The following is a 20,972-nucleotide window of genomic DNA, read 5'->3' as shown; positions in this document are numbered from 1 at the left end:
CGCCGGCTCAGCCGCGCGCGAGCGAGAGCAGATGGTCGCGCACGTCGTCGGCGCCGGCGAGCGTCGCGGCGCGCAGCCACGCGTCGCGCGCCTCGTCGGCGCGACCGGCGTCGGCGAGCAGCCGCCCCCGCACGGCCCACCACGCCTGCAACGGCTGCTCGTCGCCGAGCGCCGCGAGCCCCGCGTCGGCGCCGTGGCGGCGACCGACGACCGCGGCGCGCGCCACCCGCCCGCCCGTCGTGGGAGCGACGACGAGCAGCGCGTCGTAGAGCGTCTCGAGCGCCGCCCAGTCCGTCGCACCCGTCTCGCGCCGCGCGCAGTGCACGGCCTGGATCGCCGCCTCCAGCTCGAACCGACCCGGCAGTCCGTCGCCCTGCGCACGCGCGAGCAGCGCACGTCCCTCGGCGAGCAGGGCCGCATCCCACGCGCCCGCATCCTGCTCGTCGAGCGGCACGAACGCAGGGGAGCGGCGCGCGAGCGACAGGGTGACGAGCGCCGCGAGCGCCCACGCCTCGCGCTCGACGCCGAGCGTCGTCGCGAGGGTCACCGCGACGTGGCGCGCCTCGCCCGCCATCGAGTCGACGCCCGTCGCCGGATCCCGCCACGTGAGGGCCGCGCAGCCGTAGATCGCCTCGAGCACCGCATCCAGCCGTTCCGGCATCGCCCGCCGGTCGGGGATGCGGAACGGGATGCCCGCATCGCGCAGGCGCCGCTTCGCGCGCACGAGCCGCTGCGCCATGGTGGCTGGCGGCACCGCGAACGCCGCGGCGACCTGCGCCGCCTCGAACCCCAGCACGGTCTGCAGCATGAGCGGCGCTCGCATCGAGGCATCGATGGCGGGATGCGCGCAGGCGAACAGCAGCTCGAGCCTGCGATCGCCGATGGCGTCGGGATCGACGACGGCGAGCGGGTCGATGCGCGGCTCGACGTCGAGCGCGACGTCGCGGCGGGCCGCCGAGCCGAGCACGTCCCGCTGCCGGTTCCGCGCGACCGTCATGATCCACGCCTCCGGGCGATCGGGCACGCCGTCGGCCGGCCACCGCCGCAGCGCCTCCTCGAGCGCGCCCTGCAGGGCGTCCTCGGCGAGGGCCACGTCGCGCGTCGACGCCGCGAGCAGGCTCACGAGCCTGCCGTACGACGTGCGCGCGACGTGCGCTGCGGCGTCGGCCGCATCGGTCATGCGTTCGGCACCCAACGGCCGTCGACGACGTGCGTCGCACCCGGGCGCACCTCGACGGCGCCCCAGGTCACGTTCGGCGCCTGCGACGCCCAGCCGATCGCGGCGTCGAGGTCGGCGACGTCGACGACCACGGTGCCGCCGAGCTGATCCTTCGAGTCCGCGAACGGACCGTCCTGCACGCGCAGCGCGTCGTCGACCATCCGCACCGTCGTCGTGGCGTGGCTCTCCTGCAGCACCTCGGCGGCCACGAGCACGCCCGCGGCGTGCAGCGTCGCCGCGTACGAGGCGAACGCCTCCTGCCCGGCGCGCATGGCCTCCTCGTCGAGCTCGCCGGCCATCTCGGGGTAGTGGAGCAGCAGCGTGTAGCGCATGGGTTCGTCCCTCTCGTCGTGGAATGCGTCGTTCGCATCCTCCACCCTCATGACGATCGGGCGCCGTGCCGATCGACAGGCACGAGGACATCCGAGCCCGACGGATCGAGGTTCGCAGCGCGGGTGCTGCCCGCACGGCAAGGGGCCGGGTCCCCCCAAGGAACCCGGCCCCGTCTGTGCGGATCGACGCGTCGAACGATCAGACCCCGAAGTACAGCTCGTACTCGAAGGGGTGGGGACGCTGCGCGGTCGGCAGGATCTCCTGCGTGCGCTTGTAGTCGATCCACGTCTCGATGAGGTCCTCGGTGAACACGTTGCCCTCGATGAGGAACTGGTGGTCGTTCTCGAGGGCGACGAGCGCCTCCTCGAGCGAGCCGGGGACCTGCGGGATGCTCTTGGCCTCCTCGGGCGGGAGCTCGTAGAGGTCCTTGTCGACGGGCTCGTGCGGCTCGATGCGGTTCTTGATGCCGTCGAGGCCCGCCATGAGCTGCGCCGCGAAGGCGAGGTACGGGTTGCCCGAGGCGTCGGGGGCGCGGAACTCGATGCGCTTCGCCTTGGGGTTCGTGCCCGTGATGGGGATGCGGATCGCCGCCGAGCGGTTGCCCGCCGAGTAGACGAGGTTGACCGGCGCCTCGAAGCCCTTCACGAGGCGGTGGTACGAGTTCAGCGAGGGGTTCGTGAACGCGAGCAGCGCGGGAGCGTGCGCCAGGATGCCGCCGATGTACCAGCGCGCCGTGTCCGAGAGGCCGCCGTAGCCGTTCGCGTCGTAGAACAGCGGCTCGCCGCCCTTCCACAGCGACTGGTGCGTGTGCATGCCCGAGCCGTTGTCGCCGAACAGCGGCTTCGGCATGAAGGTCGCGACCTTGCCCCACTCCTCGGCCGTGTTCTTGACGATGTACTTGAACTTCAGGATGTCGTCCGCCGAGCGCACGAGCGTCGAGAACTTGTAGTTGATCTCGGCCTGGCCGCCCGTGCCCACCTCGTGGTGCGCGCGCTCGAGCTCGAGGCCCGCGTCGATGAGCTTCAGCGAGATGTCGTCGCGCAGGTCGGCCTGCTTGTCGACGGGCGAGACGGGGAAGTAGCCGCCCTTGTACGGGGTCTTGTTGGCGAGGTTGCCGCCCTCCTCGACGCGGCCCGTGTTCCACGCGCCCTCCTCGGAGTCCACGGCGTAGAACGACGAGTTCTGCTTCACCTCGTAGCGCACGTCGTCGAAGATGTAGAACTCCGCCTCGGGGGCGAAGAAGGCCGTGTCGGCGATGCCCGTCGACGCGAGGTACTGCTCGGCCTTGTGCGCGACCTGCCGCGGATCGCGGTGGTAGATCTCGCCCGTGCGCGGGTTGTAGATGTCGAAGATCATGATGAGCGTCTTGACCTCGCGGAACGGGTCGAGGTACGCCGTGGTCACGTCGGGGATCAGCTGCAGGTCCGACTCCGCGATGCCCTGGAAGCCGCGGATCGACGAGCCGTCGAACAGCTGGCCGACGGTGAAGAAGTCCTCGTCGACGGTGGCGGCAGGGATGTTGAAGTGCTGCTGGACACCGGGGAGATCCGTGAACCGGATGTCGAGGAACTTGACGTCCTCCTCCTTGATGAACGCGAGGACCTCGGACGAATCCTTGAACATGAACGCTCCTAGCTTCCTTGGGGGTGGGCGCGCGCTCGATGCGCACCGTGCCTCCGACGGTAGGCGCATGCCGTTGCCCCGACGTGACGCGATTGTTTCGGACGCGTTACGCGGCGCGCCGGATCCGCGATCCGTCGCGTCTCCATGCCGTCGTCGGCATGGGTCCGGATGCGCGTCGCGCCGCCGGTCGACGAGGTCGACGGGCGGCGCGAGCGAGGAGGCCGGTAGGCGTCAGCGGGGACGACCGGCGCGCATGCGGCGGGGGTCGATGCCCTTCGGGATCGGCAGGTTCATGCCGCCGAGGCTCGACAGCCGGTTGCCGACCGCGACGACCTCGGCACGGGTGAGGGTGCGCTTGAGGCCGCGCATGCGACGCGTGAGGCGGCGCAGGGGGATGTCGGAGTCGGGCCCGATGCGCAGCACATGGATCGGCACGTTCGGCACGATGCGCTTGATCTTGCGCTGCTCGTCCTGCACGAGGCGCTCCGTGCGCGTCGAGGGACCCTCGGCGATGAGCACGATGCCGGCGCGACCGACGGCGCGGTAGACGGCGTCCTGCGTCTTCGTGTTGACGGCGACCGGCATCTCGCTCGACTGCCACGAGCCGCGCAGGCCGTTCGACAGCACGGCGCCCACGGCGCCGGGCTTGCCCTCGATCTGCGAGAACGCGAGCTTCTCGGCACGCCACGTCAGCGTGAGCATGAGCAGCATGAGGCCGACGAGCACGCCGGAGACGATCCAGAGGATCGTGAAGAGCACGTCGCCCGGTGCCACGACGAGCGCGAGCACGACCGCGAGCACGATCGGCAGGAGTGCTGCGCCGATCATGAGCGGCAGGGCCACGCGGTCCTGCTTGCGCGTCATCTGGAAGATGCGCCACATGGTCCGGATGCGACCCGGCTCCCTCGCGTCGATCGGCTGCGCCATGCCTCCAGGGTATCGCCCGCGGGCGCACGCCGACGACGCGTCGTGGCGGGACGGGCCGGGCTCCACAGCTGGCGTCGGTCCACACCGGTCCGGGCGTCCACCACCCGGCGCCGATGGGGCGCGCAGGCTGATCGCATGGATCGGCTCGCGGGGCATCGGATCGTGCGCATCGTGCGCGAGGAGGGGGACCGGCGCATCGTCGCCGCCTTCGGCGACGCGGCGGTCGAGCTGCACGTCGCGGAGGGGTCCGCGGCGGCGGACGCCGCGCGCGAGGCGGAGGCGCTGCTCGCCGTCGACCACCCGCACCTGCTGCCGGTGCTCGACGTGGCGACCCAGTCGGGCGCGGTGGTGCTCGTGCGGCCTCCGTCGACCTCGACCGCGGCTGCGTGGCTCCTCGCGCGAGGCGCGCCGGCGCCGGGGGAGGTCGTGACCGTCCTGGCGCCCGTGCTCGCCGCGGTCGCGGCGCTCCACGACGCGGGGGCGCACGCCGGGCGCATCGACCTGCACGCGATCGCGCTCGACGAGGACGGCGCCCCGGCGCTCGTCGGCGCCGGAGCGGGGATCGAGACCCGGCGGTCCACCGATGCGTGGCGTGGAGCGTCGCCGGGCGTCGCCGCCGACTGCGCGGCGCTCGCCGCGCTCGTCGACGACCTGCTCGCGGCGGCCGGCGAGCGCACGCCCGAGCCCGTGGCTGCGGCGCTCGAGCGTCACGAGCCGGATGCGGCCGCTCGGGCGCTGCTGGCGGCGTGGCCGGCGCTGCCGCTGCAGCACGCTCGCGTCGAGCCCGCGATCGCGCGGCGCGGACGCGAGCGAGCGCGCGTCGACGACGCAGCCTCGCTCCCGGTGCGCTGGCTGCAGCGGGCGCTCGCGCAGGCCGCGACGGTGCGTCGACCGGTGTGGATCGCGGCCGCGGGAGGCGCAGCGGCGCTCGTCGGCGCCCTCGTGCTCGGCGGCGTGGGCGCGTCGGACCCCGTGCCCGCCGCCGCGCCCGGCGTCTCGCCGACGGGCGTCGCGGCGCCCGTCGCGTCGACGCCGCCCGCTCCCGAGGCCTCGCCCGTCGATGCGGCCGAGGCCCTGCTGCTGCTGCGCGAGGCGTGCCTCGACGCGGGCGACGACGCGTGCCTCGCGAGCGTCCTCGACCCGTCGGGCGGCGCGGCGCAGGCGACGTGGCGGATGCCGGCCGACGCCGTCCTCGCAGAGGCGGCCGTGCTCGGCGACGCCGTGCTCGTCGACGTCGCCAGCGCGACGCAGCCGGCGTCGGTCCTCGTGGTGAGGACCGACGCCGGCTGGATGCTGCGGGACGCGTGGGCCGCGTGAGCGACCCGCTCGATCAGATGCCGAGCTGCCCCTCGAAGTCGCCCGCCTCGAGCCGCTGCTTCACCGCGGTGAGGTAGCGGGCCGCGTCGGCGCCGTCGATGATGCGGTGGTCGTACGACAGGGCGAGGTAGACCATCGAGCGCACGGCGATCGAGTCCTGCCCGTCGACCGACACGACGACCGGGCGCTTCACGACCGTGCCGACGCCGAGGATGGCGCGCTGCGGCTGGAAGACGACCGGCGTGTCGAACAGCGCGCCGCGCGAGCCCGTGTTCGTCAGCGTGAACGTGCCGCCGGCGAGCTCGTCGGGGCCGAGCTTGTTGTCGCGGGTGCGCGCGGCGAGGTCCGCGATCTGCTCGGCGAAGCCGCGCAGGTCGAGGCGCCCGGCGTCCTTGATGACGGGCGTCAGCAGGCCGCGCTCGGTGTCGACCGCCATCGAGAGGTTCTCGACGTCGGGGTAGGTGATCGAGTCGCCGTCGTCCGTCGCGTTGATGATCGGGTGCGCGCGGAGCGCCTCGACCGCGGCGAGCGAGAAGAACGGCAGGAACGAGAGCTTCTGCCCCGTGACCTCCTGGAAGCGGCCCTTCACGCGGTCGCGCAGCTGCGCGACCTTCGTGACGTCGACCTCGACGACCGTCGTGAGCTGCGCCGTCGTCTGCATCGACTCGACCGCGCGCGACGCGACGAGCTTGCGCAGCCGCGTCATCTTCGCGGTCGTGCCGCGCAGCGGCGAGTCCTCGACCGGCGCAGGCGCCGCGGGCGCGGACGAGCCGGAGGCCGCCGCGGGCGCGCTCGAGGCTGCCTTGGCAGCCGACAGCACGTCCTCCTTGCGGATGCGACCGCCGACGCCCGTGCCCTGCACGGTCGACAGGTCGACGCCCTGCTCGTGTGCGAGCTTGCGCACGATGGGCGTGACGTACGCGGACGCGCCGGACGTCGCAGGCGCAGCCGGGGCCGCCGACGGCGCTGCGGGGGCAGCCGGGGCATCCTGCTTCGGGGCCTCCTGCTTCGGAGCTTCCTGCGCGGGCGCGGCCGGAGCGGAGGGCGCCTTCGGTGCCGGCGGGACCTCCTGGACCGGGGCGGGCGCCTGCGCGGGGGCGGACTCCTGCTTCGGCTCCTCGGCCTTCGGCTCCTCGACCTTCGGCTCCTCGGCGGGAACGTCCTGGGCGGGAGCGGAGCCGCCACCCGAGCCGCCGACGCGGGCGATGACGGCGCCGACGTCGACGGTGTCGTCCTCGTTCGCGAGGATCTCGGAGATCGTGCCGGCGACCGGCGAGGGCACCTCGGTGTCGACCTTGTCGGTCGAGATCTCGACCAGCGGCTCGTCGACCTCGACCGTGTCGCCGACCTGCTTGAGCCAGCGGGTGATCGTGCCCTCGGTCACGGACTCGCCGAGCGCGGGCAGCGTGATGTCGGTGGCGTCGCCGCCAGCCTCGCTCGCGCCAGCGGTCGGCGCGGCCGCGGGCTCCTCGGCGTCGGTGGACGGCGCCTCGGGCTCGGCCGTCTCCGACTCGTCCGTCGTGCCGGTCTCGGCGGCGGGTGCCGACTCCTCGGCGGGTGCCGACTCCTCGGCGGCTGCCGGCTCCTCGGCAGGCGCGTCCGACGCGGGGGCGTCGCCCGCGTCGCCCACGCGGGCGATGACGGCGCCGACGTCGACGGTGTCGTCCTCGTCGGCCAGGATCTCGGTGATGGTGCCGGCGATGGGCGAGGGCACCTCGGTGTCGACCTTGTCGGTCGAGATCTCGACGAGCGGCTCGTCGACCTCGACGGTGTCGCCGACCTGCTTGAGCCAGCGGGTGATGGTGCCCTCGGTGACGCTCTCGCCGAGCGCGGGCAGGGTGATGTCGGCCATGCGGGTCTCCTAGATGGCGTGGAGCGGCTTGCCGGCGAGCTTCAGCATCGTCTCGCCGAGCGACTCGCCCTGGGTCGGGTGGGCGTGCAGCAGCTGCGCGACGTCCTCGGGGTAGGCCTCCCAGTTCACGATGAGCTGGGCCTCGCCGACGAGCTCCGAGACGCGGCGGCCGATCATGTGCATGCCGACGACCGGGCCGTCCTTGACGCGCACGGCCTTCACGGTGCCGGAGGTGCCCACGATCTCGCTCTTGGCGTTGCCGGCGAGCGAGTACTCGTACGTCTCGATCGCGTCCGCGCCGAACTGCTCCTTGGCCTTCGCCTCGGTGTAGCCGACCGACGAGATCTCGGGGTCGCTGTAGGTGACCTTGGGGATGTTGACGTCCTCGACGACGCGCGGGCTCAGGCCCGCGATCTCCTCGGCGACGAAGATGCCGTGCTGGTAGCTGCGGTGCGCGAGCTGGAGGCCGGGCGTGATGTCGCCCACGGCGTAGACGCCGGGGACGCTCGTCTGCAGGCGGTCGTCGACCGTGACGAAGCCGCGCTCCATGGCGATGCCGACCTCCTCGTAGCCGAGGTCCTGCGTCACGGGGCCGCGACCGACGGCGACGAGCATGAGATCGGCGTCGATGGTCTCGCCGGACTCGAGCGAGACGTGCACGCCGGAGTCGTCCTGGGTGACGCCGGCGAAGCGCGCGCCGAGCTTGAACTGGATGCCGCGCTTCTTGTACGCGCGCTCCAGCTGCTTCGAGATCGACTCCTCCTCGTTGGGCACGAGGTGGGGCAGGCCCTCGATGATCGTGACCTCGGAGCCGAAGCCGCGCCAGACGCTCGCGAACTCGACGCCGATGACGCCGCCGCCGAGCACGATGACGTGGCGCGGGATCCAGTCGAGCTGCAGCGCCTGCTCGCTCGTGATGACGCGGCCCTCGATCGTGAGGCCCGGCAGGGTCTTCGAGAACGAGCCCGTCGCGAGCACGACGTTCGTCGCCTCGAGGGTCGTGTCGCCGACCTGGACGGTCGTGGGGGAGGTGAGGCGCCCCGTGCCCTCGAAGACCGTGACGCCCTTCGACTTGATGAGGCCCTGCAGACCCTTGAACTTCTTCGCGACGATCTCCTCGCGGAAGCCCTTCACCGCCTCGATGTCGACGCCCTTGAGCTCCGCCTGCACGCCGGCGTGCCCGGCGTCGCGCACGACGTCGGCGACCTCGGACGAGTGGAGCATCGCCTTCGTCGGGATGCAGCCGCGGTGCAGGCACGTGCCCCCGAGCTTGTCCTTCTCGACGATCGCGGCGGTCTTCCCGAGCTGGATGGCGCGCAGCGCCACGGCGTAGCCGGCGCTGCCACCTCCCAGCACGACGATGTCGAACTTCTCGGCCACGTGCACGCACTCCTCGATGTCTCGCTGGCAGGCGTCGGCGCGTCGCCGCCGCCGTCTCCCAACCCTACCTGCTGGCGTCGGGCTCCTGCGTCGCCCTGGACAGCGCCGTCAGCGAACCGATGAGGCCGCGCACGACGACGCCCGTCGCACCCGTCGGGGCCGTGCCCCTGGGGCTGCCGGTGTTCATGGCGGGGCCGGCGATGTCGAGGTGCGCCCAGGGGATGGGGGAGCCGTCGCGCTCGCCGACGAACGTCGAGAGGAAGACGCCGGCGAGCAGCATCCCGGCCGAGCGGTTGCCGACCTTCGCGTTCGCGATGTCGGCGACGGGGGAGTCGAGCACCGCGAGGAGGTCGTCGGGCAGCGGCATGGGCCAGATGTCCTCGTCCGCCGCGTCGTGCGCGGCGCGGATCGTGGCGACGAGATCGTCGTCGTTGCCCATGAGGCCGCTCACGCGATCGCCCAGCGCGATGACCTGCGCACCCGTCAGCGTCGCGACGTCGATGATCGCGTCGGCATCCGTCTCCGACGCGAGCGCGATCGCGTCGGCCATGACGAGTCGCCCCTCCGCGTCGGTGTTCGTGACCTCGACGGTGCGGCCGCCGCGGATCGTGAGCACGTCGTCGGGTCGGATCGCGGTGCCCGAGGGCATGTTCTCGGCGAGGCACAGGTACGCCGTGACGCGCACGGGCAGCTGGAGCGCGGCCGCGGCGGCGGTGACGGCGTAGACCGTCGCAGCGCCCGTCATGTCGAACTTCATGTGCTGCATGGAGGCGGCGGGCTTCAGCGAGAGGCCTCCGGTGTCGTAGGTGATGCCCTTGCCGACGAGCGCGACGTGCCGCTCGGCGCCCGCAGGAGCCCACTCGACGGTCACGAGGCGCGGCGGACGCGACGAGCCCTGGCCGACGCCGACGAGCCCGCCGAACCCCTCGCTCGCGAGCGCGACCTCGTCGCGCACCGTCACCCTCAGGCCCGTGGCCTCGGCCTCGTCGCGCACGAGGTCGGCGAAGATCGCGGGGCTGAGGTCGCGCGGCGGCGTGTTGGCGAGGTCGCGGGTGCGCGCGACGGCCTCTGCGACGATGCGGGCGCGTCGCACGACGGCGTCGGTGACGTGGACGTCGCCGACGACGACGGCGACCTCGGCGGGCGGCGTCGATGACGCGTCGTCGGCCTTGTAGCGGTCGAACCGGTAGGCGCCGAGCGCGGCGCCCTCGAGCACGGCGGCCACGTCGTCGGCGTCCTGCACGGGCAGCGCGATCGCGACGCTGGGGGTGCCGGCGAGCGCGCGCGTCGCCGTGGCCGCGGCGTCGCGCAGCGAGCGCGTCGTCGCGCGCGTGCCGAGCCCGACGAATGCGACGGCACGGCCGTCGACGACCGCGCGGACGACGGATCCGACCTTGCCGGTCGCGCCGATGGCGAGGAGGAGGTCGGCGTCGACGTCGGCGGCCGCGGGGCTGTCGCCGGCGAGCACGCCGCGCACGAGGACGTCCGCGGTGGCGTCGTCCGCGGCCGCGATGAGGGAGAGTGCGGGGATGGGCATGCCTCGACCCTATGCGGGCTCCCGCGCTGCCGGCGTCGCTCGGGACGCCTCGGACGTCCGCCCTGGCTACGCTGGAGGCATGGTCAGGCCCGAGGATCTCATCGCGTTCTCCGACGAGCAGTCCGTGCCCGCCGGCCTCGACCTCGTCGTCGCGATGCACGGCTTCGCCGACGCCGGCGCCGCCGCCGAGCTCGCCGCCGCGACCATCGTCTCGACGCTGCCCCACACGTCCGTCGTCGAGTTCGACACCGACCTGCTCGTCGACCACCGCTCGCGTCGCCCGCATCTCCTCTTCGACGAGGACCACATCGAGGAGTACGTGCCGCACGCGCTGACGCTCTCGCTCTGCGAGGACGACGCGGGCAAGCCCTTCCTGCTGCTCTCCGGACCCGAGCCCGACTGGATGTGGGAGCGCTTCGCCGACGCCGTGCGCATCGTCGCCGAGCGCCTCGAGGTCGCCGCGACCACGATCGTCCTGTCGATCCCGATGCCCGTGCCGCACACGCGCCCGCTCGGCGTGACGGTGTCGGGCAATCGCAAGGACCTCGTCGAGGCGTACTCGGTGTGGAAGCCGACGTCGACGGTGCCCGCCTCCGTCATGCACCTCCTCGAGCACCGGCTCGCGCCCGAGATGCCCGTGGCATCCTTCGTCGTGCTCGTGCCCCACTACGTCGGCGAGTCCGGCACCGCCGGCCCCGCGCTCGCGGCGCTCGACAGCGTGACGAACGCGACGGGCCTCGTCTTCCGCACCGAGGAGCTGCGCGGCACGGAGCGCGAGTTCCAGTCGCTCGTCGCCCAGCAGATGGAGACGAACGAGGAGCTGCAGCGGCTCGTCGCGACGCTCGAGGCGCGCTACGACGCCTACATGGAGAACGCCGGCGTCCGCTCGCCGCTCACCGACGAGGACGGCTCGCTGCCGACGGCCGACGAGATCGCCGCCGAGCTCGAGCGCTACCTGGCGCGTCGCCGCGCCGACCCGCCGCCGCAGTGACCGCCGGGGCGCACGCATGAACGGGCGCATGGCCTGGGTCACCTGGGCCGTCTGCCTCGTCGCGTACCTGATCTCGACGCTGCACCGATCGTCGCTGGGCGCCGCGGCGCCCGACGCGATCGTGCGCTTCGACGCCTCCGCTGCCCAGCTGTCGAGCCTCGCCGTCGTGCAGCTCGTCGTGTACGCGGCGCTGCAGATCCCCGTCGGCGTGCTCGTCGACCGCTTCGGCCCGCGTGCGCTCATCGCCGTCGGCGGCGCGCTCATGGCGACGGGCCAGGCGATCCTGGCGCTCACGGACCTCGTGCCCGTCGCGATCGTCGCGCGGATCCTCGTCGGCGCCGGCGACGCTGCGACGTTCATCTCGGTGCTGCGCCTGCTGCCCTCGTGGTTCTCCGGTCCGCGGCTGCCGCAGCTGTCGCAGTGGACGGGCAACATCGGCCAGCTCGGCCAGCTCTTCTCCGCGGTCCCGTTCGTGTGGATGCTGCAGCACCTCGGCTGGACGCCGTCGTTCCTCACGATCGCCGGGTCGGGAGCGGTCGTCGCCGTGCTCGTGCTCCTCGTCGTGCGGAACGCGCCGCCCGGCGTGGAGGCGCCCCGCACCGACAGCATCCAGCTGCCCGCCTCGTGGTGGCGCCGGCTGCGCTCCTCGATCGCGCTGCCCGGCACGCAGCTGGGCTTCTGGGCGCACTTCGTCACGCAGTCGCCGGGCACGGTCTTCTCGCTGCTGTGGGGGTTCCCCATCCTCGTGTCGGGCCTCGGCTACACCCGGGCCGAGGCGTCGGCGCTCGTCGTCGTCATCGTCGTCACCGGCATCGTGTCGGGTCCGATCCTCGGCCTCCTCACGGCGCGCTTCCCGAGTCGCCGCTCGAACCTCGTGCTCGCGATCGTCGCGCACATGGCGCTCGCCTGGGCCGTCGTGCTGCTGTGGCCCGGGGGGCCGCCCACGGCCGTGCTCGTGTGGATGCTCGTCGCGATCGGCATCGGCGGGCCGGGCTCGCTCATCGGCTTCGACTTCGCCCGCACCTTCAACCCCGTCCGCTCGCTGGGGTCGGCGAACGGCTTCGTCAACGTCGGCGGCTTCACGGCCTCGTTCTGCCTCATGGCGCTCATCGGCATCGCGCTCGACGTCATCCACCACGCCCGCCTCGACGCGGGGGAGCAGGCGGGGCTCTACGACTGGGAGGCGTTCCGCATCGCGCTGTCGATCCAGTTCGTCGCGCTGGGCCTCGGCTCCGCGATGCTGCTCCACGCGCGAGCCCGCACGCGCCGGCGGATGCAGGAGGAGGACGGCGTGACCGTGGCACCCTTGTGGACGGCGCTGCTGGCGGCGATGCGCCGTCGTCGCGGGGATGCGGAGGGCGCGTAGCGGGCGAGCGGGAATGCTCGAGCCCGGATCGGCGCTATAATGGTACACATCGGCCCGTCCGGCGCAAGAGGCTTGAGCCTTGGATGCGCGGACGGGCATCCGCATCCTTGCCCGCCGACCTCCAGGAGGTGCCATGGCGACCCGCACCAGCACGAAGGCGAAGGCCGACGTCGAGGCCGAGGCCACGACGACGCCCGCCGAGACCACGACCACGAAGCGCCAGGCCGCGTCGAAGAGCGCCGCGACGAAGACGGCCGCGGCCAAGAGGCCCGCCGCGAAGAAGCCCGCCGCCAAGGCGCCTGCGAAGGCGAAGGCGCGCACGAAGGCGGCCTCCGAGGTCGACGAGACGGCCGACGACGAGACGACCGAGGACACCCGCGGCGCCGCCGTCGACGAGGTCGACGACGACGACGAGGAGAGCCAGACTCGTCGCCCGGGCCAGAAGTCGGCCGACACCGCGTACGACGAGAAGCTGCCCACGGGCGCCCTCGTGCTCTCGACGTCGGACGACGAGGAGATCCCGGTCTACTCGGCCACGATCACCGGCGCGACGGCCGACCCCGTCAAGGACTACCTGAAGCAGATCGGCAAGGTGCCGCTCCTCAACGCCGCCGAGGAGGTCGACCTCGCCATGCGCATCGAGGCGGGCCTGTTCGCCGAGGAGCGCTTGGCGTCCGACGAGAGGCTCACGCCGAAGCTCACGCGCGAGCTCAAGTCGATCGCGCGCGACGGCAAGCGTGCCAAGAGCCACCTGCTGGGTGCGAACCTCCGCCTCGTGGTCTCGCTCGCGAAGCGCTACACGGGTCGCGGCATGCAGTTCCTGGACCTCATCCAGGAGGGCAACCTCGGCCTCATCCGCGCGGTCGAGAAGTTCGACTACACCAAGGGCTTCAAGTTCTCGACCTACGCGACGTGGTGGATCCGCCAGGCCATCACGCGCGCCATGGCCGACCAGGCCCGCACGATCCGCATCCCGGTGCACATGGTCGAGGTCATCAACAAGCTCGCGCGCGTGCAGCGCCAGATGCTGCAGGACCTCGGTCGCGAGCCGACGCCCGAGGAGCTCGCGCGCGAGCTCGACATGACGCCCGAGAAGGTCGTCGAGGTCCAGAAGTACGGCCGCGAGCCCATCTCGCTGCACACGCCCCTCGGCGAGGACGGCGACAGCGAGTTCGGCGACCTCATCGAGGACACCGAGGCGGTCGTCCCGGCGGACGCCGTGGGCTTCACGATGCTGCAGCGGCAGCTCGAGTCGCTCCTCGACTCGCTCTCGGAGCGGGAGGCGGGCGTCATCAAGATGCGCTTCGGCCTCGGCGACGGCATGCCGAAGACCCTCGACCAGATCGGCGACACGTTCGGCGTCACGCGCGAGCGCATCCGCCAGATCGAGTCGAAGACCATGGCGAAGCTGCGGCACCCGTCGCGGTCGCAGGCGCTGCGCGACTACCTCGAGTAGGCCGGCCGTCCGCATCGACGCGGTCATGGGGCGTCATCCGTCATCGGGTGGCGCCCCTTCGGCATAGGATGGGCCTCTACCCCCAAGAAGGAATGCCGATACCCATGCCGCTCTCCCGCTCGCTGCGCCTCGCCGCCGCCACCGCTGCCGCCGCCTCCCTCGCCCTCGCGGGCTGCTCGTCGTCCGACAGCCCCGCGGCATCCCAGGAGGCTGACGGGCTCACGCTCGCCGACGTGCAGGAGGCGGGCGAGCTCGTCGTCGGCACCGAGGGCACGTACTCGCCGTTCTCGTTCCACGAGGACGGCACCGGTGACCTCACGGGCTACGACGTCGACGTCATCACCGCCGTCGCGGAGGAGCTGGGCGTCGACGTGCGCTTCGAGGAGACGCAGTGGGACGCGATCTTCGCCGGCCTCGACGCCGGCCGCTGGGACGTCATCGCGAACCAGGTCTCGATCAACCCCGAGCGCCAGGAGCGCTACCTCTTCTCGACGCCGTACACGTACTCGCCCGGCGTGCTCATCGTGCCCACGGGCAGCGACATCCAGTCGTTCGACGACCTCGCCGGCGCCACGAGCGCCCAGTCGCTGACGTCGAACTGGGCGGAGGTCGCGACCGAGGCGGGCGCGACCGTCGAGGGCGTCGAGGGCTTCGCGCAGGCCGTCGAGCTGCTGCGCACGGGCCGCGTCGACGCGACGATCAACGACCGTCTCACGTACCTCGACTACGAGCAGGCGCAGGGCGGAGGCGACCTCGGCATCGAGGTCGTCGCCGAGACCGACGACGTGTCGGAGTCCGCCGTGACGCTGCGCCAGGGCAGCGAGGACCTGCAGGCCGCGATCGACGAGGCCCTCGCGACGCTCGCCGCCGACGGCACGCTCGCCGAGATCTCCGAGCGCTACTTCGGCGAGGACGTGTCGGTCCCGACGTCCTGAGGCGCCCGTAGGCTCGCTGCATGGACTGGGACCTCGTCCTCTCCGCGATCGGACCGATCGCGGTCGGAGGGCTCACCGCGACGATCCCGCTGACGCTCGCGTCGTTCTCGATCGGCCTCGTGCTGGCGATCGGCCTCGCGCTCATGCGGATCTCGGGCGTCGCGCTGCTCTCGGGCATCGCGCGCGTCTACATCTCGCTCATCCGCGGCACGCCGCTGCTCGTGCAGCTGTTCATCGTCTTCTACGGGCTGCCCTCCATCGGCGTGACGCTCGACCCGTGGCCGAGCGCCATCATCGCGCTCTCGCTCAACGTCGGCGGCTACGCAGCCGAGGTCGTGCGCGCCGCGATCCTCTCCATCCCGCGAGGGCAGTGGGAGGCGGCGTCGATGCTGGGCATGACCCGCTGGCAGGCGCTCGGGCGCATCATCCTGCCGCAGGCCTCCCGCGTCTCGGTCCCGCCGCTGTCCAACACCTTCATCTCGCTCGTGAAGGACACGTCGCTGTGCTCCGTGGTGCTCGTGACCGAGCTCTTCCGCACCGCGCAGCAGATCGCGGCGCCGAGCGGCGAGTTCCTGCTCGTGTACGGCGTCGCCGCCGTCGAGTACTGGATCATCTGCACCGTCCTCGCCTTCGGCCAGGACGCCCTGGAGCGGAGGCTCGAGCGCCATGCCGTCTGACGTCCCTCCCACGTCGCAGCCGCTGCTCGCCGCACGCGGCCTCACCAAGTCGTTCGGCGACCGGACGGTGCTGCACGGCGTCGACCTCGACCTGTGGCCGGGGCGCGTCCACGCGCTCATCGGACCCTCGGGCTCCGGCAAGACCACCGTGCTGCGCTCGCTCAACGGGCTCGAGGTGCCCGAGGAGGGCACGCTCACGACGCCCGACTGGTCGGTCGACCTCGCTCGCGGACTGTCGCGGTCGGATCGCGCGCGCCTCGCGGCGCTGTCGTCGATGGTGTTCCAGCAGCACCACCTTTTCCCGCACCTGTCGGTGCTGGACAACGTCGTGGTCGGGCCCACCGTCGTGCAGCGCGTGCCGCGCGCGGAGGCGGTCGAGCGCGCGATGGCGCTGCTCGAGCGCGTCGGGCTCGGCGACCGCGGTGCTGCGCGTCCCTCGGAGCTCTCCGGGGGACAGCAGCAGCGTGTCGGCATCGTGCGCGCCATGGCGATGCGCCCGCAGATGCTGCTCTTCGACGAGCCGACGAGCGCGCTCGACCCCGAGCTCGTGGGCGAGGTGCTGCGCGTCGTCGGCGAGCTCGCCGACGACGGATGGACGATGGCGATCGTGACGCACGAGCTCGCGTTCGCGCGCGCCGTCGCCGACGAGGTGTCCTTCTTCGACGAGGGTCGCATCGTCGAGCACGGCACGCCGGAGGCGCTCTTCGACGCGCCGCGGTCCGAGCGGCTGCAGCGCTTCCTGCGCCGCCTCACCGACCCGCTCGGCTGACGGCCGGCATCCCCGATCTCCCGCGCCGGCGCTGGGCGGACGCGCAGAGGGGCCCGCCTCGCGGCGGGCCCCTCTCGTCGATCCTGCGGGTCTCAGCCCTGCAGCAGACGCTCGCTCTCGTCGTGCCACACGAGCGCGAGCGGTGCGAGCTTGTCGCGGTGCTTCGTCGCGTGGTGGGCGCAGAACAGGAGGACGCCGGACTCCATGGTCGCGCGCACGTAGGCCTGCGCTCCGCAGCTGTCGCAGCGGTCGAGACCCGTGAGCGGTGCCGTGGCCTCCGACTCGACGGTCGAGATGGTGTCGTTCACGGTGGTCCTCCTTCTCCTGACGTTCCCCCACTCTGCCACGCCATCTGTTGCGTCCGCGTGACATCCGGGGGTCGTTTCGCGCGCGGCGTACGCCGAGCGGCTCCACCCGGGGTTCGTCGCGGCGCCGCGATCGGATCGGCACGCGACGGGTCCATCCTCCGTCGCCGTGGCACCCGTGCCGAGCGACGTCGCGCCCGTAGGCTGGAGGGTGGATCGTCAGGAGGATCGCACGTGGCGTCGAACGACTACACCGCCAGGCACCTGTCCGTGCTCGAGGGGCTCGAGGCGGTCAGGAAGCGGCCCGGCATGTACATCGGGTCGACCGACTCGCGCGGCCTCATGCACTGCCTGTGGGAGATCATCGACAACTCGGTCGACGAGGCGCTCGCCGGCCACGGCACGCGCATCGAGGTGCAGCTGCACGCCGACGGCTCCGTCGAGGTGCGCGACCGCGCGCGCGGCCTGCCCATCGACGTCGAGCCGCGCACCGGTCTCACGGGCGTCGAGGTGATCTTCACGAAGCTGCACGCGGGCGGCAAGTTCGGCGGCGGCGCGTACGCCTCGTCCGGCGGACTGCACGGCGTGGGCGCCTCGGTCGTGAACGCGCTCTCCGAGCGCCTCGACGTCGAGGTCGACCGCGACGGCGCGACGTGGGCGATGAGCTTCCACCGCGGCGAGCCCGGCGAGTTCCGGGACGGCCCCGACGGACCGTCGCCGACCGCGACGTTCGTGGCCTACACCGACGGATCGCGGCTGCGGAGGATCGGGAAGGTGGCGAAGGGCGTCACGGGCACGCGCGTGCGCTACTGGGCCGATCCGCAGATCTTCACCCGCGACGCCGCCTTCCAGCTCGACGGCCTCGTGCGGCGTGCGCGCCAGACGGCCTTCCTCGTGCCGGGCCTCGAGCTCGAGATCGCCGACGAGCGCGCGCCGCAGGGCGAAGGGGAGGAGCCGGCGGGCGACCGCGTCCAGACGTTCCGCTACGACGGCGGCATCTCCGAGTTCGTCGACTTCCTCGCTCCCGACCCCGCGCTCACGTCGACGTGGCGCATCCAGGGCGAGGGCACGTTCGCCGAGACGGTGCCCGTGCTCGACGAGCAGACCGGGCACATGGTCTCCCGCGAGGTGCAGCGCACGTGCGAGGTCGACGTCGCGATGCGCTGGGGCACCGGATACGAGACCGTCGTGCAGTCGTACGTCAACATCATCGCGACGCCCAAGGGCGGCACGCACCAGACGGGCTTCGACCAGGCCCTCACGAGGGTCCTGCGCGACCAGGTCGCGGCGAACGCGCGTCGGCTCAAGGCCGGCACCGACAAACTCGAGAAGGACGACATCGCCGCCGGCCTCACGGCCGTCGTGACCGTGCGCCTGCCCGAGCCGCAGTTCGAGGGCCAGACGAAGGAGGTGCTCGGCACGCCCGCCGTGCGCCAGGTCGTCTCGAAGGTGCTCGCGCAGGGGCTGCTCGAGCGCTTCACGTCGTCGAAGCGCGACGACAAGGCGCAGTCGGCGCTCGTGCTCGAGAAGGTCGTCTCGGAGATGAAGGCGCGACTCTCGGCGCGCCAGCTGAAGGAGACCCAGCGCAGGAAGACGGCGCTCGAGTCGTCGTCGCTGCCGCCGAAGCTCGCGGACTGCCGATCCTCCGACACGACGCAGAACGAGCTCTTCATCGTCGAGGGCGACTCGGCGCTCGGCACGGCGAAGCCCGCGCGCGACTCCGAGTACCAGGCGATCCTGCCCATCCGCGGCAAGATCCTCAACGTGCAGAAGGCGTCGATGGCCGACATGCTCGCGAACGCCGAGTGCGCCGCGATCCTGCAGGTCATCGGCGCGGGCTCCGGCCGCACGTTCGAGCTCGAGGCCGCGCGCTACGGCAAGGTGATCATCCTCTCCGACGCCGACGTCGACGGCGCGCACATCCGCACGCTCCTGCTGACGCTGCTGCACCGCTACGCACGCCCGCTCATCGAGGCCGGTCGCGTCTTCGCCGCCGTGCCGCCGCTGCACCGCACGGTCGTGAAGGCGCGCGGTCGGCAGCCCGGCGAGGTCGTCTACACGTACTCCGACGCCGAGAACACGGCGCTGCAGGCGCGACTGACGAAGCAGGGGCGCACGTTCGACAAGCCGCAGCGCTACAAGGGCCTCGGCGAGATGGATGTCGACCAGCTCGCCGAGACGACGATGGACCGCTCGAAGCGGACGCTGCGCCGGGTGACGATCACCGACACCGAGCGCGCGAACGAGGTCTTCGAGCTCCTCATGGGCAACGACGTCGCGCCGCGCAAGGAGTTCATCGTCAACGCCCCCGGCTTCGATCGCGAGCGCATCGACGTCTGACGAGGCGTCACGGCGTCGCCCTCGGCACACGAGCGGCGACGTCGACGAGCGCCTCGAGCGTGCGCCGCACGGCGGCGGACGCGAGGGCGTCGGGGCGCGCGAGCGCGTCGACGTGCCGCACGAGGTCCACGTCGTCGAGCCGCCGCAGCACGAGGTCCTCGCCCACGAGCGGCTGCGCGGCGACGCTCGGCATGATCGCGATGGCGTCGCCGGCGCGCAGGACCTCCGCCGTGACCGAGAAGTCGTTGATGCGGTGCAGGATGCGCGGCGGCCGGCCGGCGACGGCACCGACGTGCGCGATGACGCCCGCGAGCGGGAACCCCTCGTGCACCGACACCCACGGCTCAGCGGCGACGTCGCCTGCCGAGAGACGCTCGCGCGTCGCGAGCGGATGCGCAGCCGACATCGCCACGGCGAGCGGCTCGACGAGCAGCGGCGCGGCGACGACCCGATCGCGCGGCCAGGCCTCGTCGTGCGCGAGGCGATGCGCCACGACGACGTCGTGATCGAGGGTCAGGGCGGGGAAGTCGCGATGGGCGACGTCGGCATCGGTGAGGTGCAGCGTCGGACCCGGCGCGAGTGCGCGCAGCAGCGGGCCGAAGAGCATGCGTCCCGCGCTGTGGAACGCGGAGACGCGCACGGGCCGATTGCGATCGTCGACGAAGGCGCCGACGGCCTCGCGCGCCGCGACGAGCGCCTCCTCGACGCGCACGCCGGCGGCGGCGAGCGCCTCGCCGGCCGGCGTGAGCACGAGCACGCGCCCGCGCCTGGCGGTGAGCGGCACGGGGGAGCGCGCCTGCAGCAGGGAGAGCTGCTGCGAGACCGCGGACGCGGAGACGTGGTGCGCCGCCGCGACGGCCGCGACGCTGCCGCGGATGCCGAGCTCCCGCAGCATCCTCAGGTGCAGCGGATCCATGAGTCGAACCTTAGCGAACGATGAAGACGATGCCTCTCGCTCTTCATCGGAACGCGCGACGAGGCTGATGGCATGCCGCGCCGTGCCGTCCCCGAGCCGATCGTCGACCTCCTCCTCGTGGTGGTCGCCGCGGTCTGGGGCGCGAGCTTCCTCGCGGCCAAGGCGCTCGCGAGCGAGGCGGGCGTCGCGCCCACGCTCGCGCTGCGCTTCCTCGTCGCGGCAGCCGGCCTCGCCGCGCTCTGCCTCGCGACGCGCCAGCGGCTGCCGCGCGGTCGGGGGCTCGCGATCGCGGCGCTGCTCGGCTGCACGCAGGCGCTCGTCATCGGGCTCGAGACGTGGGGCGTGCACCTGACCTCGGCGACGAACGCGGGACTCCTCATCAGCCTCGCGCTCGTGTGCACGCCGGTGCTCGAGAGCATCGCGGCGCGATCGTGGCTGCCGCGCTCGTCCTTCGTCGCGGCGGTCGCCGCGGTCGTGGGCGTCGCCCTGCTCGTGTCGGACGGCGGGCTGCGCACCCCGACGGCGGGCGACGCGCTCGTGGTGCTGGCCGCCGTCGTGCGCGCGGTGCACGTGACGACGAGCGCCCGGCTCACGCGCGACCGCACGGACTCGACGCTCGGCGTCGTGCTCGTCCAGCTCGTCGTGTGCGCCGCCGTCTCCTGCGCCGTCGCCGGCGACGCGCTGCCGGCCGCGGCCGTGCGCCTCTCACCCGGCGGCTGGGCGAGCGTGGCGTTCCTCGGGCTGCTCTGCTCGGTGTTCGCGTTCGTCGTGCAGCTCTGGGCCGTGCGGCGCACGTCGGCGACGCGCGCGAGCATCCTCATGGGCACGGAGCCGGTCTGGGCCCTCGCCGTCGGCATCGTCGTCGGCGGCGAGTCCCTCGCGCCGCTCGGTCTCGTCGGTGCGGGGCTCGTCGTCGCTGCCTCCTACGCCGGGCAGGCGATCGAGCGTCGGCACCGGCTCGCGGTCGAGGCGGCACGGCCTGCGACGGAGCCCCGGGAGGCGGCGACGCCTCGGGCGGGGATGCCCTGA

The 20,972-nt window shown here is 72.7% G+C and carries 18 protein-coding genes; 9 read left to right on the top strand and 9 right to left on the bottom strand.

Annotated elements, in window-relative coordinates; genetic code table 11:
- Positions 1-7: 7 nt before the first annotated feature.
- The 4 genes from C1N71_RS08025 to C1N71_RS08010 form a co-directional block, all read right to left on the bottom strand.
- Entirely contained in the window at positions 8-1,180 is a 1,173-nt protein-coding gene (locus C1N71_RS08025; RefSeq protein ID WP_137755915.1) for an RNA polymerase sigma factor, read from the bottom strand.
- On the bottom strand, positions 1,177-1,551 hold the full coding sequence (locus C1N71_RS08020; RefSeq protein ID WP_137755914.1) for a YciI family protein: 375 nt from the start codon (positions 1,549-1,551) through the stop codon (positions 1,177-1,179). Before C1N71_RS08020 ends, C1N71_RS08025 begins: the two co-directional genes overlap by 4 nt.
- A gap of 199 nt (positions 1,552-1,750) precedes the next feature.
- Complete coding sequence (gene glnA / locus C1N71_RS08015) at positions 1,751-3,175, bottom strand: type I glutamate--ammonia ligase (RefSeq protein WP_137755913.1); 1,425 nt, start codon at positions 3,173-3,175, stop codon at positions 1,751-1,753.
- A 231-nt stretch (positions 3,176-3,406) separates the two neighbouring features.
- A complete protein-coding gene (locus tag C1N71_RS08010) occupies positions 3,407-4,102 on the bottom strand; it encodes a DUF4191 family protein (RefSeq protein ID WP_137755912.1) in 696 nt (231 codons plus the stop codon).
- 135 nt (positions 4,103-4,237) lie between these two features.
- On the opposite strand from C1N71_RS08010, the gene C1N71_RS08005 reads away from it, so the two are divergent.
- On the top strand, positions 4,238-5,419 hold the full coding sequence (locus tag C1N71_RS08005; RefSeq protein ID WP_137755911.1) for a hypothetical protein: 1,182 nt from the start codon (positions 4,238-4,240) through the stop codon (positions 5,417-5,419).
- A gap of 13 nt (positions 5,420-5,432) precedes the next feature.
- Here C1N71_RS08005 and sucB read toward each other — a convergent pair whose 3' ends face one another.
- From sucB to C1N71_RS07990, 3 genes are all read right to left on the bottom strand, one after another.
- Entirely contained in the window at positions 5,433-7,271 is a 1,839-nt protein-coding gene (gene sucB / locus C1N71_RS08000) for a 2-oxoglutarate dehydrogenase, E2 component, dihydrolipoamide succinyltransferase (RefSeq protein ID WP_137755910.1), read from the bottom strand.
- A gap of 9 nt (positions 7,272-7,280) precedes the next feature.
- Entirely contained in the window at positions 7,281-8,651 is a 1,371-nt protein-coding gene (lpdA, locus tag C1N71_RS07995) for a dihydrolipoyl dehydrogenase (RefSeq protein ID WP_137755909.1), read from the bottom strand.
- 64 nt (positions 8,652-8,715) lie between these two features.
- Positions 8,716-10,188 (bottom strand): leucyl aminopeptidase, encoded by a 1,473-nt coding sequence (locus C1N71_RS07990; RefSeq protein ID WP_137755908.1) that lies wholly within the window; start codon positions 10,186-10,188, stop codon positions 8,716-8,718.
- Positions 10,189-10,267: 79 nt separating this feature from the next.
- On the opposite strand from C1N71_RS07990, the gene C1N71_RS07985 reads away from it, so the two are divergent.
- The 6 genes from C1N71_RS07985 (at position 10,268) to C1N71_RS07960 (ending at position 16,382) form a co-directional block, all read left to right on the top strand.
- The gene (locus C1N71_RS07985) at positions 10,268-11,179 is read left to right on the top strand and encodes a PAC2 family protein (RefSeq protein ID WP_137755907.1); all 912 of its coding nucleotides are present in this window, start codon (positions 10,268-10,270) and stop codon (positions 11,177-11,179) included.
- A gap of 28 nt (positions 11,180-11,207) precedes the next feature.
- A complete protein-coding gene (locus C1N71_RS07980) occupies positions 11,208-12,545 on the top strand; it encodes an MFS transporter (protein ID WP_254677944.1) in 1,338 nt (445 codons plus the stop codon).
- A gap of 133 nt (positions 12,546-12,678) precedes the next feature.
- Positions 12,679-14,001: an RNA polymerase sigma factor gene (locus C1N71_RS07975; protein ID WP_137755905.1), complete on the top strand. Its 1,323-nt coding sequence runs from the start codon at positions 12,679-12,681 to the stop codon at positions 13,999-14,001.
- A 104-nt stretch (positions 14,002-14,105) separates the two neighbouring features.
- Positions 14,106-14,936 carry an amino acid ABC transporter substrate-binding protein gene (locus tag C1N71_RS07970; RefSeq protein WP_137755904.1) on the top strand — a complete coding sequence of 277 codons (831 nt, stop codon included), beginning with the start codon at positions 14,106-14,108 and terminating at the stop codon, positions 14,934-14,936.
- A 20-nt stretch (positions 14,937-14,956) separates the two neighbouring features.
- A complete protein-coding gene (locus C1N71_RS07965; protein WP_137755903.1) occupies positions 14,957-15,613 on the top strand; it encodes an amino acid ABC transporter permease in 657 nt (218 codons plus the stop codon).
- Positions 15,603-16,382 carry an amino acid ABC transporter ATP-binding protein gene (locus C1N71_RS07960; protein ID WP_137755902.1) on the top strand — a complete coding sequence of 260 codons (780 nt, stop codon included), beginning with the start codon at positions 15,603-15,605 and terminating at the stop codon, positions 16,380-16,382. Before C1N71_RS07965 ends, C1N71_RS07960 begins: the two co-directional genes overlap by 11 nt.
- A gap of 92 nt (positions 16,383-16,474) precedes the next feature.
- Here C1N71_RS07960 and C1N71_RS07955 read toward each other — a convergent pair whose 3' ends face one another.
- Entirely contained in the window at positions 16,475-16,690 is a 216-nt protein-coding gene (locus C1N71_RS07955) for a DUF7455 domain-containing protein (RefSeq protein ID WP_137755901.1), read from the bottom strand.
- A gap of 231 nt (positions 16,691-16,921) precedes the next feature.
- On the opposite strand from C1N71_RS07955, the gene C1N71_RS07950 reads away from it, so the two are divergent.
- A complete protein-coding gene (locus C1N71_RS07950; RefSeq protein WP_137755900.1) occupies positions 16,922-19,027 on the top strand; it encodes a DNA gyrase/topoisomerase IV subunit B in 2,106 nt (701 codons plus the stop codon).
- A 7-nt stretch (positions 19,028-19,034) separates the two neighbouring features.
- Here C1N71_RS07950 and C1N71_RS07945 read toward each other — a convergent pair whose 3' ends face one another.
- Positions 19,035-19,943, bottom strand: a complete 909-nt coding sequence (locus C1N71_RS07945; protein ID WP_137755899.1) for a LysR family transcriptional regulator substrate-binding protein — start codon at positions 19,941-19,943, stop codon at positions 19,035-19,037.
- A 72-nt stretch (positions 19,944-20,015) separates the two neighbouring features.
- Between C1N71_RS07945 and C1N71_RS07940 the strand changes: the two genes are divergently transcribed.
- On the top strand, positions 20,016-20,972 hold the full coding sequence (locus C1N71_RS07940) for a DMT family transporter (RefSeq protein WP_137755898.1): 957 nt from the start codon (positions 20,016-20,018) through the stop codon (positions 20,970-20,972).

The organism is Agrococcus sp. SGAir0287 (genome assembly GCF_005484985.1).
In the GTDB taxonomy this organism is placed as follows: Bacteria; Actinomycetota; Actinomycetes; order Actinomycetales; family Microbacteriaceae; genus Agrococcus.
This window is presented reverse-complemented; position numbering and strand designations above follow the sequence as displayed.